Annotated in this window: 11 protein-coding genes; 7 read left to right on the top strand and 4 right to left on the bottom strand. The window is 59.5% G+C overall.

Annotated features, from left to right (window positions below; genetic code table 11):
- Window positions 1-2 precede the first annotated feature (2 nt).
- On the top strand, window positions 3-617 hold the full coding sequence (locus tag CLV84_RS12710; RefSeq protein ID WP_245911500.1) for a 1-acyl-sn-glycerol-3-phosphate acyltransferase: 615 nt from the start codon (window positions 3-5) through the stop codon (window positions 615-617).
- Window positions 618-798: 181 nt separating this feature from the next.
- Here CLV84_RS12710 and CLV84_RS12705 read toward each other — a convergent pair whose 3' ends face one another.
- Complete coding sequence (locus tag CLV84_RS12705; RefSeq protein ID WP_104420164.1) at window positions 799-1,173, bottom strand: GxxExxY protein; 375 nt, start codon at window positions 1,171-1,173, stop codon at window positions 799-801.
- Window positions 1,174-1,279: 106 nt separating this feature from the next.
- The gene (locus tag CLV84_RS12700) at window positions 1,280-2,473 is read right to left on the bottom strand and encodes an acetyl-CoA C-acyltransferase (RefSeq protein ID WP_104420163.1); all 1,194 of its coding nucleotides are present in this window, start codon (window positions 2,471-2,473) and stop codon (window positions 1,280-1,282) included.
- A gap of 184 nt (window positions 2,474-2,657) precedes the next feature.
- Between CLV84_RS12700 and CLV84_RS12695 the strand changes: the two genes are divergently transcribed.
- From CLV84_RS12695 to cmk, 6 genes are all read left to right on the top strand, one after another.
- The gene (locus CLV84_RS12695) at window positions 2,658-3,461 is read left to right on the top strand and encodes a M23 family metallopeptidase (RefSeq protein WP_146088797.1); all 804 of its coding nucleotides are present in this window, start codon (window positions 2,658-2,660) and stop codon (window positions 3,459-3,461) included.
- Between the two features lie 244 nt (window positions 3,462-3,705).
- On the top strand, window positions 3,706-4,563 hold the full coding sequence (tesB, locus tag CLV84_RS12690; protein ID WP_104420161.1) for an acyl-CoA thioesterase II: 858 nt from the start codon (window positions 3,706-3,708) through the stop codon (window positions 4,561-4,563).
- Window positions 4,564-4,746: 183 nt separating this feature from the next.
- Window positions 4,747-6,687, top strand: a complete 1,941-nt coding sequence (locus tag CLV84_RS22165; protein ID WP_104420160.1) for an ABC-F family ATP-binding cassette domain-containing protein — start codon at window positions 4,747-4,749, stop codon at window positions 6,685-6,687.
- A gap of 201 nt (window positions 6,688-6,888) precedes the next feature.
- The gene (locus CLV84_RS12680; RefSeq protein ID WP_104420159.1) at window positions 6,889-8,085 is read left to right on the top strand and encodes a hypothetical protein; all 1,197 of its coding nucleotides are present in this window, start codon (window positions 6,889-6,891) and stop codon (window positions 8,083-8,085) included.
- A 135-nt stretch (window positions 8,086-8,220) separates the two neighbouring features.
- Window positions 8,221-8,442 (top strand): DUF2795 domain-containing protein, encoded by a 222-nt coding sequence (locus CLV84_RS12675; RefSeq protein WP_068220307.1) that lies wholly within the window; start codon window positions 8,221-8,223, stop codon window positions 8,440-8,442.
- A 107-nt stretch (window positions 8,443-8,549) separates the two neighbouring features.
- Window positions 8,550-9,224 carry a (d)CMP kinase gene (gene cmk, locus CLV84_RS12670; protein ID WP_245911498.1) on the top strand — a complete coding sequence of 225 codons (675 nt, stop codon included), beginning with the start codon at window positions 8,550-8,552 and terminating at the stop codon, window positions 9,222-9,224.
- On the opposite strand, the gene CLV84_RS12665 is transcribed toward cmk, so the two are convergent.
- Window positions 9,211-9,702, bottom strand: coding sequence for a DUF4112 domain-containing protein (locus tag CLV84_RS12665; protein WP_104421179.1), 492 nt, complete (start codon window positions 9,700-9,702; stop codon window positions 9,211-9,213). The genes cmk and CLV84_RS12665 overlap by 14 nt on opposite strands.
- 51 nt (window positions 9,703-9,753) lie before the next feature.
- Complete coding sequence (locus CLV84_RS12660) at window positions 9,754-11,997, bottom strand: T9SS type A sorting domain-containing protein (protein WP_104420157.1); 2,244 nt, start codon at window positions 11,995-11,997, stop codon at window positions 9,754-9,756.
- Window positions 11,998-12,052 lie beyond the last annotated feature (55 nt).

Here is a 12,052-nt window from a genome sequence, read left to right as displayed (position 1 = left end):
CTATGATGCCCGCCTGGCTGGCCCGTTTCATGTTCCGCCTGAACGGCATGCGCTTTGTCGACCACAACCACGGCAATTGGCCAAAGAAGTGCGTGGTTCCGACCGGTCCGCACACCAGCAACCGGGATTTCCCCTACGGCATCTACGCCCGGGCGGCGGCGGGACGCTACATCCAGTTCGTGGCTAAATCCAGTTTATTCAAGGGGCCGGCGGGTTGGGCGATGAAATTTATGGGCGGCGTGCCCGTCGTGCGGGAGAAACGCTCCAATTTTGTGCAGGCAGTAGCCAAAATTTTCGCCGAGCGAGAGGAATTTTACCTGTGCATCGCCATGGAGGGTACCCGGAAGAAAGTCGACCGCTTCAAAACCGGTTTCTACTGGATCGCCCGGGAAGCGAAGGTGCCCATGGTTTTCGCCAAATTTGATTTCGGGAACAGGGTGATCGAATTTTCGAAGCCCTTCTACCCCACCGGCGACGTGCGCGCGGACTTCGACTTTATTTACCGCCACTTTGACGGGGTGCAGGGGTTGGTGCCGGAGAATAGTTTTGATTATGATCCGGTGGTGTTGGAGGAGCTGCCTTCAGCGGGGGAGCAGCAAGGTTCACCACAGAGCTAAGAAGAAGCGCTAAGGTGGTGGGTAGGCAAGGTGCTGGCTTTTCGCTGCGCTCAAAGACTGTAAACACGGAGGTGCCACAGTGGGAAGCACAGAGGTGCCACAGAGATACTTTTAGCGCTTTGGATTTTTGCTTAGCTCCAAGTAAAGCAACGCTAATAGTACCCTGATGGGAGCGCACCGGTTATACGATGAAGCGCTTGATCCCATCTTTCATTCGGAACACGTTGAAGTCCAATAATAGTCCTAGCCTGACTCCGCTCAGTCGCATGTACGTCAGGATTTGCGCAGTATCTATTGGTGTTAGCTCACGGACTGCCTTTAACTCGACTACTACTTTTCCAGCCACCAGCATGTCCATGCGATAGCCTATCTGAAGATCAACATCTTTATATCTTAAGGGTAATCCCTTCTGTCTCTCTACGGAATATCCCATTTGCTGAAGTTCATGAATCAGACATGCTTCGTAAGCCGATTCCAGCAGTCCGGGTCCAAGTTCTGTATGCACCCGGAAGGCAGCCCCACGTATGTCGTAGGTGATTTTGTTCAAAGGTTTCATTGTTTTTTCTCTAAGTTAAAACTAAATGTAGTTTTTATTTAGAAAAAAACAACCCCTCTGCGGCACCTCTGTGCTTTAAACTCCGTGGCACCTCTGTGTTTACCTCCTACAAAGCCTCCACCACCACAGCCGATGCCCCACCCCCACCATTACAAAGCGTAGCCAAGCCATACTTCCCCTCCCGCGCGTGCAGCACGTTGATCAGCGTGACGAGGATGCGCGCACCGGAAGTACCCAGCGGGTGGCCCAGCGAGACGCCCCCACCGTGGACGTTCATGTTGTCGCCCGGGAGGCCGAGCTCTTTCGCGAAGGCCATGGGCACTACGGAAAAGGCTTCGTTTACCTCGAGATAGTCCATGTCTTCCATCGTAAGCCCGGCGCGCTCCGCGGCCAAAGGAGCGGCCTTGGTCGGGGCGGTGGTGAACCACTGCGGCTCATGGGCGGCATCCGCGAAGGAGATGATCTTGGCTAGCGGCTTCAGGCCGAGTTCATCCAGTGCTTTTTGGCTCACCAGCACCAGCGCGGCGGCGCCGTCGTTGATCGTACTGGCATTGGCGGCGGTCACCGTGCCATCTTTGGAGAAAGCGGGCCGCAGACTGGCCATCTTTTCGAATTTCACCTTCTTGTATTCCTCGTCTTCATCGATAATCAGATCGTCACCGCGGCGTTGGGGCACGTTTACGGGCACGATCTCCCGCTTAAAGGTGCCGTTGCTGGTCGCCTCGGCGCTGCGCTTGTAAGAATTGGTGGCGTATTCGTCCTGCTCCTCGCGGGTGAAGCCGTACTTCTTAGCCGTGGCGTCGGCGCAAGTGCCCATGGCGTTTTGATCGTACGCGTCGGTGAGGCCGTCCTTGGTGAGGCCGTCAATGAGCTTGCGGTCACCGAACTTGGCCCCCCACCGGGCATCGGCGACGTAATAGGGAATATTGGACATGCTTTCCATCCCCCCGGCGACGACCACGTCGTGGTGGCCCAGCATGATGGTCTGGGCGCCGAACATCACGGCTTTCATACCGCTGCTGCACACTTTATTGACCGTCGTACAGGGCACCGTATTGGGAACACCGGCGCCGAGGGCAGCCTGGCGGGCGGGAGCTTGCCCCAGGTTAGCACTCACCACGTTGCCCATGAATACTTCCTGGACTTTGTCGGGCGAGACACCGGCCCGCTCCAGGGCTCCCCGGATCGCGGCACTGCCCAACTGGGTAGCAGAAAGGGACGCCAACGCTCCGCCGAAGGAACCGATGGGCGTGCGGACGGCGGCGACGATGTAGACGGGGGGGTGGTGATGTTCGGGCATGATCTTGAATTTTGGCTAATATAGTTGTCTTGCTAACAGTCCGCCCTGACAAAAGGATGGCGGCGGAGCGCGGGAGCAACGGTAGTAAGGAAATGAAGGACCGTTGGGTTCACTAGCCCCATCGGCCGGCACTCCCAAAGCTTATCTTTGGATCAGCCACTAGTCATCCCCCCGCGTGCAACGAATGATTTTCCGAATTTGCCTGCTGTTCCTGTGCGTTCATGGCTCCTGCGTCCTCGCCCAAAAACCCACCGTGAGACGGATCGACGTCAAGGACGGCTACCACATCGAAGTAACGAACCCCGGCTACCTTCCGATCTCCCTGGTGTTTGAATGGCAATTGGACAACCTGCGGGTCGAGGGCGAACGGGACACCGTGGTGTTGGCTCCCCGATCAACCCGCATCGTTCATCGGCTTGTCCGGGTGAATAACCGGGACGGCTACGGGTTCCGGTATTCCTACACTTCCCAAACCGGGACTATTAACCGCCAGCCCTACGATACCGCATACGTGTACGCCCTCCCCTTCTCCGGTCCGGTAGCCCGGCGGGTGCTGCAGGGATACGACGGGAGCTTCTCCCATCGGGCAAAAGCAGCCTTGGACTTCGACATGCCGGAGGGCACACCGGTGCTGGCCGCGCGGTCCGGCACCGTGATTGAAGCGGTCGCTTCCAACGACTCCGGCTGTCCGGATCCGGTCTGTTCCCAGTTCAGCAACCTCGTTCGCATCCTCCACGCCGACGGAACGATCGCCGAGTACGTCCACCTGCGGAAGAACGGAGTAGCCGTCGCCTTGGGCGCCCCGGTAGCTACGGGCGACCTGCTCGGGTACAGCGGTAATACCGGCTACAGCACCGGGCCCCACCTTCACTTTGCCGTCTACCAGCAGCGCGTCGGCGAACGGATTTTTCTTCCCACCGTCTTTCGCACCACGGAACGGGACTCCATGCGGTTAGTAGCGGGAGCGCGCTACACCGCCCCGGAGTAAAGGAGTAGTACACGGCTATCGAGCCTGGGTAGGTAAGGCGTCGCGGAGTGCAAGCCGGGCGGCGGAGCGCAGGTGACCAGCCATCCGGTAGGGAGAGCGCTCATCAACACCCAAAGCGGTGGCTTCCCGTGCTAACTCCCCGAATGCGGGAAAAGTGGGGAGAGGTAGCTTGGAGCCTGCCGATTCGCCTTACTATTGGACGTCATTTCGGTGCATGGCGCGGCGTTTCCTTTACCTTTGCCCCATGAAACAAATCTCCGAACTGCTCAGCCTGCTCGACCTCGAACGTCTCGAAGTCAACCTCTTCCGGGGAGAAAGTCGTAGCGTCGGCAGCGCCCGGGTCTTTGGCGGACAGGTACTGGCGCAGGCGCTCGCCGCGGCGATGCAGACCGTGCCGGAGGAGCGGCAGGTGCACAGTCTCCACGGTTACTTCGTACTACCGGGGGATTTGGACATTCCCATCGTTTTCGAGGTCGACCGGATCCGCGACGGTGGCAGCTTCACCACCCGGGCGGTGAAGGCCATCCAGAACGGGCAGGCCATCTTTCACCTGACGGCCAGCTTCCAACTCGATCAACAGGGCTTCGACCACCAGGTCGATATGCCGGAAGTGCTCCAACCCGACGAACTGGTTAGTTACGAGGGAATGGCCAAGCAATTCGGAGATCAGTTGCCCGGCAACATTCGGAAGATCCTGAGTATCGAACGTCCCCTGGAGTTCCGCCCCGTCGAATTCCTCAATCCCTTCGACCGGGAGAAGTACGCTCCGACCCGCAACGTCTGGCTGCGCACCAAGGGCGACATGCCCGATGACCGGCGCCAACAGGCACTTGTCTTGTCCTACGCCAGCGATTACAACCTGCTCACTACGGCGCTCCTACCCCACGGCCGCGCCACCGATTACCGCAACCTGCAGATGGCCAGCCTGGACCACGCCATGTGGTTTCACCGCCCCTTCCGCACGGACGAGTGGCTTTTGTATAGTATGGACAGTCCGAGTGCCAGCGGAGCGCGGGGATTCACCCGGGGCAACATCTTTAACCTGGAGGGTAAGCTGGTGGCTAGCGTGGTGCAGGAGGGTTTGCTGCGGGAGAAAGGGTGATACTAGGGAGTTGCCGCTGCGCGATGTGAGCTAACGGCTGGATTACAAGAGGTTTAGCCCACGGACTCAGGCAAAGGACTACGTCATTTCGTACCTTTGCGGCGGAATTCCGATTCAGCGCCCCAACCGTCCTGCAGTTTCCGGCGAAACCGGTCCTTTAGTCTTACATATACCCCCAACCGAATGCTTACCGCCACCGGCATCTATCAACAATACGGCGACCGCGTCCTCTTCGACCGCGTGACGTTTTCCATCGGCACCCGCGACAAGGTCGGCCTCGTAGGGCGCAACGGCGCCGGTAAGTCCACCATGCTGAAAATCATCGCGGGAGACGTTAACTCCGACGAGGGCAAGGTGCAGCGGGAAACCGGTTCCACCCTCGGTTTTCTGCACCAGGAGATGGACCTGCCCTCCGGCAACACCGTCATGGAAGAAACCCTCACCGCCTTCGCCCACATCCAGGAGATGGAAGACCGGCTGGAAGCACTGAATAAGGAAATGGAGGTCCGTACCGACTATACCTCCGATTCCTACTCCGAAATGCTGGAGGAATTCACCCACCTCACCGAGAAATTCGCCCTCGTCGGCGGCATCACCATGGAAGCCGAAGCCGAGCGGGTGCTCAAAGGGCTGGGCTTCTCCCAGAAAGACTTCAACCGCCAGACCACCGAATTCTCCGGCGGCTGGCAGATGCGCATCGAACTGGCCAAAATGCTCCTCCAGCGGCCCGACTACCTGATGCTGGACGAACCGACCAACCACCTCGACATCGAGTCGATCATCTGGTTGGAAAACTGGCTCAGCAGCTATTCCGGCGCGGTAATCACCATCAGTCACGACCGGCAGTTTCTTGACAACGTAACCAACCGGACCCTCGAAATCGAGCTCGGCAAGGTGTACGATTATAAAGCAGGCTACAGCAAGTACGTGGAGCTCCAGGCCGAACGCCGCGAAAAAGCCGAGGCTGCCTACCTTAACCAACAGAAGGTAATCGCCGACAAGGAGCGGACCATCAACCGCTTCATGGCCAAGGCCACCAAAACGAAGATGGCCCAGTCGATGCAGAAGCAACTCGATAAGATCGAACGCATCGAGCTCGACGAGACCAACACCGCGGTGATGAACCTCCGCTTCCCCCCGGCACCGCGTTCGGGCGCCATCACCCTACTGGCCAAGAACGTCACCAAGACCTACGGCAAGCTGAACGTGCTGCGCGGCGTTGACCTGAAGGTGGATCGCGGCGACCGGGTAGCCTTTGTCGGGCAGAACGGACAGGGAAAGACGACCCTAGCGAAGATTCTCATCGGTAAAATCCCGGCCACCGCCGGCGAGATCACGCTGGGGCACAACGTCAGCGTTGGTTACTACGCCCAGAACCAGAGTGATGCCCTGGACGGCAACAAAACCCTGCTGGAAACCATGGAGGAGTCGAGCCCCCCCGAAATGCGGACTCGGCTAAGGGGTATCCTGGGTGCCTTCCTGTTCAGCGGAGAGGACCAGGACAAGAAAGTCATGGTACTCTCCGGCGGCGAGCGGGCCCGACTGGCCCTCGCCTGCATGCTCCTCCGGCCCTTCAACCTGCTCGTGCTGGACGAACCGACCAACCACCTGGATATGGCCAGCAAGGACATGCTCAAGCAGGCCCTGATGGACTACGACGGTACGCTGCTGGTGGTCAGCCACGACCGGGAATTCCTGGCGGGCCTCACCACCCGCACCATCGAGTTTCGCGACCACCAACTCTACGAACACCTCGGTGACGTGAATGCCTTTCTCGAGAAGCGGCAGTTGCAGGATATGCGGAGCGTCGAGCTGGAGAAACCGAAGCAAAACGGGGCGTCGCCAAACGGCACTTCGGCACCGGTCAACCCCGCACCCGCGCCCCGGCGCAACCTGAGTAACGAGGAGCGGCGCGCGTTGCAAAAGGAAGTGAGTACGGCGGAGCGCCGAATCGAGCGGCTTGAAAAGGAGATCGAGAAAATCCACCTGGAGATGTCCGACCCCGACTTTTACGATGATTCCGACCGGGTAGAGAAGACCGCGACCCGGCTAAAGGAAAAGCAGACGGAACTGGAAACCGTCATGGAAGAATGGGAAGCGGCCAGCCTCGATTTGGGGGAATAACCCCATAGGCATGGGGTAACGAAAGTCAATCCTGTGTAAGCTTTCCGGCAATTATTTCGTGGGCAGGAATTTTACCATTAAAAAATTCCTAATTCCGGGTGAATCGCTATACTTTTTGGCGGCACCAAGCGTATAGTACGTATCAGGTCAGCCTGGTGTTCACTCGCCGCTTACATCCCCGGAATCTTGAAAACAAACCTCATGAAAATCGTTGTCGCACGGCTCACGCTTCTGGCTTTATGCTTGATGGCCTTTGCGAATACCAACCTCACTAACCTGGGCAACCCAGTCAATTACCAACGCTTTTCGCTCCCCTTTTACGCCCAACCCGTCGCGGTGACCTTCGACCCCGCCATGCTCGTGGACGAACCCGCCACCCTGAGCAACGTCTCCATCCGGCATACCTATAACCAACTGGAAAAGCGCCCCACCCAGGTGCTGCTGAACCACCTGCTGGCAGCAAAGGGGCAGTACCAACTCAACGATTTTCTTTTCTTCAAGCTCGCCCGCCGGACGCTGCATTCGATTTACGGCGGACAGTCGCCGCTGGTGCAGAATATTACGCTCTACAAGCTCCTGATCGATTCCGGTTTCGATGCCCGCCTCACCTTCCGCGGCGACAAGCTCTTCGTGAACGTCTACACGACGGAGGATCTCTTCGAGGTTCCCATCATCCAGTCTAACGGAAGAACCTACGCCAACATCAGCTGCCTTGCCGGCGATTGCAAGGGACGGCAACGGCTCTACATCTACAACGAACACCCCAACCCCCGGGGAAAAAGTTTCGGCTTCCAGTTGAAGCAGTGGCCCCAGTTGGCCGAACAACCGACCGACAAATCACTCGAATTCAACTACCACGGCGTACCCCAAAAAATCGACGTCACCTTCGACAAGACGATGGTAGACATCATGACCGATTACCCCTTCATCCACGAATACTGCTACCTCGATACGCCCCTCTCCCCTACGCTCTCCGCGAGCCTGCTACCCCAGCTGGAAACGTTCATGCAGGGAATGGATACCCAGCAAAAATTGGAGCTGCTGACCAGCTTCACCCGCTCGGCCTTCGCCTATAAAGAAGACAACGAATACTTCGGTCGCTCGAAGCCCATGGTTCCGGAAGAGCTCTTCGGCTACAGCTACAGCGACTGCGAGGACCGTTCCGCCCTCTTCTTCGCCCTGGTGCGGGATTTGCTGGACCTGCCCATGGCCGTCATTGCCTACGACGACCACCTTACCGTGGCCGTTGGCACGGACATCCCGGGCGACTCGTTCAACTACAAAGGACAACGGTACCTCTTCTGCGACCCCACCGGCCCCCGCAACAGCAGCCGGGTCGGCCAGGTTCCTCCAGGCTACGAAGACAAAAGTTTCACCGTTATCGGAACCTACAACTGATTGATTTCCAACGCCCCACCCCTCCCTGGAGAAATTTTCCGGCTCAGTGAACGCGAAATGTTACATTTGCGGCCAGAACGAGCCGAAACAAATTGTAGCCTGGAGGCTTTGATAGGTATTTAAAGAACAGTTAGTATGTATTGGACCCTCGAACTTGCTTCTCACCTGGAGGACGCCCCCTGGCCCGCCACCCGCGACGAGCTGATTGACTACGCCATCCGTTCCGGCAGCCCCCTGGAGGTGATCGAAAACCTGCAGGCCATGGAAGACGAAGGCGAAAGCTACGAGGCCATCGACGACATTTGGCCCGATTACCCGCGGAAGGACGACTTCCTCTTCAACGAAGACGAATACTAAAATTCCCCCGCCCTAGTGGCCGGAGAAAGCCGATGACCCGCGGGTTATCGGCTTTCTCCGTAATATGCCCCTCGGTTTTCTTACCGAAATTGGCAAAATTCAGTCCCTTGGGGAAAGACAAATACACGATCGCCATCGACGGCTACAGCGCCTGCGGAAAATCAACGCTCGCCCGAGCGCTCGCCCGCCGCCTGGGGTACAGCTACATCGACACCGGGGCCATGTACCGCGCCGTCACCCTTTATTTTCAGCGCCACGGTATCGACCCGGGCGACGACGAGGCCATACGCACCGCGGTCCCGCATATTCACATTGACTTCCGGCCCGAAGACAATCACGTGCTCCTCAACGGAGAAGATGTTGAACACCAGATTCGCGGGCTGGCCGTCAGCCAGATGGTCTCCCCGGTGGCTACCCGCTCCGAGGTGCGGCGGGCGATGGTACAGCAACAGCGCAAAATGGGCGAGAACGGCGGCGTGATTCTGGACGGGCGGGACATCGGCACCGTGGTCTTTCCCGATGCCGACCTCAAGCTGTTCGTCACCGCCGACCAGGAAACCCGTACCGATCGCCGCCTCAGCGAGTTACTATCGGCCGGACGGGAAGTAAGCCGGGAGGAGGTGGCCGAAAACCTGCGGGAGCGCGATTATATCGACAGCCACCGGGCGGACAGCCCCCTACGGCAGGCCGACGACGCCATCCTGTTGGACAATACCCACCTCGGCCTCGAAGAACTTATCGAGCACGGCGTGGAGCTGGTAAACCGGATCAAAAAAAGCTGAGGAGCCATTCGAAAAGCTCGATGATCACCCAGATCAGGACGACCATCAGTACGAGGATCGACACGATCACGGCGACGACCACCGGCCAAACGCTTCCGCGGTGCTTACCCTCCTCGTAGTACTCCCGCATCAGTTCGGCATTGCGGTAGTTGGCCTTGTAAACCAGATCGAAGATGTTGCCGAGAATGGGAATCGATCCGACCAGGGCATCGAGTACTACGTTCACCAGCATTCGGGCTACTAATCGCGGACTCGCACCGTGCCGGGCCATCGTGGCGATGAGCGTACCGGACAACCCGAGCGACAGAATATCCCCCGCTCCGGGCACCAGGCCCAGGATAAAGTCGAGTCCGAAGCGAACCCCCGTACCCGGAATGCGAAATTTAGAGTCGAGAACGCGGCTGAAGGTATCAACCCAGCGCAACTGGGGTACCTCGCGCTGCCGCTCGGTGAGAATGGGCTTATCTGGCTCGTGCATAGTACTCATCAATCGTTAGGAACCCCTTCAGGTTCGGTCGCCGGCGATCCGTTACCGGACGGCCCCGTCGAGGAGCGAAATTTTGCGCGCCCCCCGTGCCGCTGGCGTGCGGACTTCAATAAGGTATAAACCGGCCGGCAGATCGGTTAGATCGAGCTCCCGAACCCCCTGCCCGGCCGCGTCGACCGTCCGCACGAGTTGCCCCTGGCTGCCGTACACCTCGATGCGCTGCGCCACCGATCCGGGGAGGTCCGAGAGGGTGACTAGCCCCCCGCTTGGATTCGGGAATACGCCGAAATCCAGTAAGGAAAGTGGCGGACTGAAGACCCCCGTGGGCGCTTCGGCCGCCAGGTCGGTGCGGAAGTAGGTCACGCCGCCCCGCTCATTGCCCACTACCAGTTCGAGCTGACCGTCGTTGTTGAAATCCGCGGTAGCCGGTGCGGAATAGCCCCCCAGGTCGATGCCGGCCACCGTGTCTCCCAGCGCGACGAAGGGTTGGGTATATTCGGCAAACGAGTAGGCCTCCAGGGTGCCGGACCGATTACCGGTCACGATTAGAAAACGATCGTCGTAGGTGATGACCCGGGGGGTGGGATGTCCGCTGCTCAGGCCCGGCTTATTCGTGTTGATGCCGCCGAGCTGCAGCAGGTTGCCGGGAGCGGCTTCGTCGGGGTCGAAGCGGGGGGCACCCGGTTCCCCGACGTTGCGGTAGAAGCGGATCCGGCCGTCGAACCCCCCGACAACGAGGTCGTTGCGACCGTCACGGTCGAGATCGGCGATGTCGGGCTTGGACAACTGACCAGCGTCGATGCCCATGTACCCGAAGACCGGTTCGGCGAATTCCGCTGGCCGGCCGGGGCCGGCCAGGTTTTCGTAATAGATGAGCCGGCCGGACCGCTCGCCGATGACGGCGTCGACGTCGCCGTCCCCATCGAGATCGCCAAAGGCCGGGGCAAACGCCGACGAACTATTCTGGAAACGGCTGAGCTCCAGGTAGTCCTCCTCCACCAAGGTGAAAGCCGGCTCCCCCGCGGCACCGACCGTGTTGCGATACAGGCGCAGGCGGCTGTCAAAAATCCCGCTGCGTCCGAAGTTTTCGGTATTGCCGACTACCAGGTCGGTCCGACCATCGGCATCGTAGTCGAAGCCGGCCGGCAAACCGCCTGTTCCGAAGTCGATCGCGTCGCGAACGAGGAACTGGCTGTCCTGAAGGGCAAAGGAAGGAGCAGCGTTCGTACCGACGTTGCGGTAGTACCAGCCCACGTTGATGTCTTCGGCGTTGAGGGTCTGGCTGGGAGAGGCCAGGATGTCGCGATTACCGTCGTCGTCTACGTCGAGGTGGTAAGCTCCGGGAAAGAACGGGATATTGGCGGTCACCCCCGGTGTCGGCCAAGTCGTATCCTGGCTACTGATCCAGGCCGTTTGGCGGGTGCCCTTGTTGAGGCCTAGCACCAGGTATTCGAAGGAAACGTCGCCGAGCATCACGTCCTTCAACCCGTTCCCGTCGACATCGAGGGTCAGAACCGTGGAACCTGCGTGCCGGCGCCCTACCCGCGTTTCCTCCGACAAAGACTTTGCGAAACAAGCCCCGGCAACGGCAGCGAGATCGAGGGCCGGGGTGCGTCCGCTCTCATAAAAGCCCCCCCAGCATTCGCTTTCCAGCTCGTAGAGCAGGGTGTCGGTGCCGAAACCCCGCTCAAAGCTATAGTTCCGGTAGTACTCCACGTAGCCGCCCCCGACGCTGAAGGTGAGGATATCGAGGTCGCCGTCGCCGTCCAGGTCATCCACGGCGGGATAGTCGATGGGGGTAACGAAAATGGGTATGGTGCCGTTGTTAAAAGGGTACCGCAGGCCGGCGTAGGTCGGATCGACGGGGAAGGATAACAGGCCGCCCGCCGCCCGGAATCCCCGGTGCACGCGAAAGCCACCGGAGGCGGCGGAGTAAGCGAAGAGGTCGTCGATGCCGTCGCCGTCGTAGTCGCGCAGCAGTACCCAGTGGGTCAGCTCCGCGGGAAAACCGGCCAGCAGTTCCGGTGCGAGCGCGTAGCTGCCGTTTCCATTTCCGCGCAGGGCGATCTGGGCATCGCCCGCCCGATCGAAAATATACAGGTCCGCCTGCCCGTCGCCGTCCAGGTCGGTGCGCATGAACTGGGGAGCGTTCAGTCCGCCCAGCCAGGCCAGGGGCAACTCCCGGCCGGCGGCGTCGGTGACGACCGGATAGGCGGGGGTCATCTCAAACTGGGCGGCTACGACGAGGGGCAGCAGGAGGGCAAATAGGAAGGACGGTCGGCACATAGGGAATCGGCTTACCCAAGGTACATTCCCACCCCGGGATTGTTTGTCTGCTCCG

This window comes from Neolewinella xylanilytica, assembly GCF_002934605.1.
Taxonomy (GTDB): Bacteria; Bacteroidota; Bacteroidia; order Chitinophagales; family Saprospiraceae; genus Neolewinella; species Neolewinella xylanilytica.
The sequence above is the reverse complement of the archived record's forward strand: the minus strand, read 5'-3'. Positions and strand labels throughout refer to the sequence as shown.

Excerpts from the sequence above, each read along its gene's own strand:
- CLV84_RS12710 (WP_245911500.1), top strand. The coding sequence starts at position 3 with ATGATGCCCGCCTGGCTGGCCCGTTTCATGTTCCGCCTGAACGGCATG.
- CLV84_RS12705 (WP_104420164.1), bottom strand. The coding sequence starts at position 1,173 with ATGAAACCTTTGAACAAAATCACCTACGACATACGTGGGGCTGCCTTC.
- CLV84_RS12700 (WP_104420163.1), bottom strand. The coding sequence starts at position 2,473 with ATGCCCGAACATCACCACCCCCCCGTCTACATCGTCGCCGCCGTCCGC.
- CLV84_RS12695 (WP_146088797.1), top strand. The coding sequence starts at position 2,658 with ATGATTTTCCGAATTTGCCTGCTGTTCCTGTGCGTTCATGGCTCCTGC.
- tesB (WP_104420161.1), top strand. The coding sequence starts at position 3,706 with ATGAAACAAATCTCCGAACTGCTCAGCCTGCTCGACCTCGAACGTCTC.
- CLV84_RS22165 (WP_104420160.1), top strand. The coding sequence starts at position 4,747 with ATGCTTACCGCCACCGGCATCTATCAACAATACGGCGACCGCGTCCTC.
- CLV84_RS12680 (WP_104420159.1), top strand. The coding sequence starts at position 6,889 with ATGAAAATCGTTGTCGCACGGCTCACGCTTCTGGCTTTATGCTTGATG.
- CLV84_RS12675 (WP_068220307.1), top strand. The coding sequence starts at position 8,221 with ATGTATTGGACCCTCGAACTTGCTTCTCACCTGGAGGACGCCCCCTGG.
- CLV84_RS12665 (WP_104421179.1), bottom strand. The coding sequence starts at position 9,702 with ATGCACGAGCCAGATAAGCCCATTCTCACCGAGCGGCAGCGCGAGGTA.
- CLV84_RS12660 (WP_104420157.1), bottom strand. The coding sequence starts at position 11,997 with ATGTGCCGACCGTCCTTCCTATTTGCCCTCCTGCTGCCCCTCGTCGTA.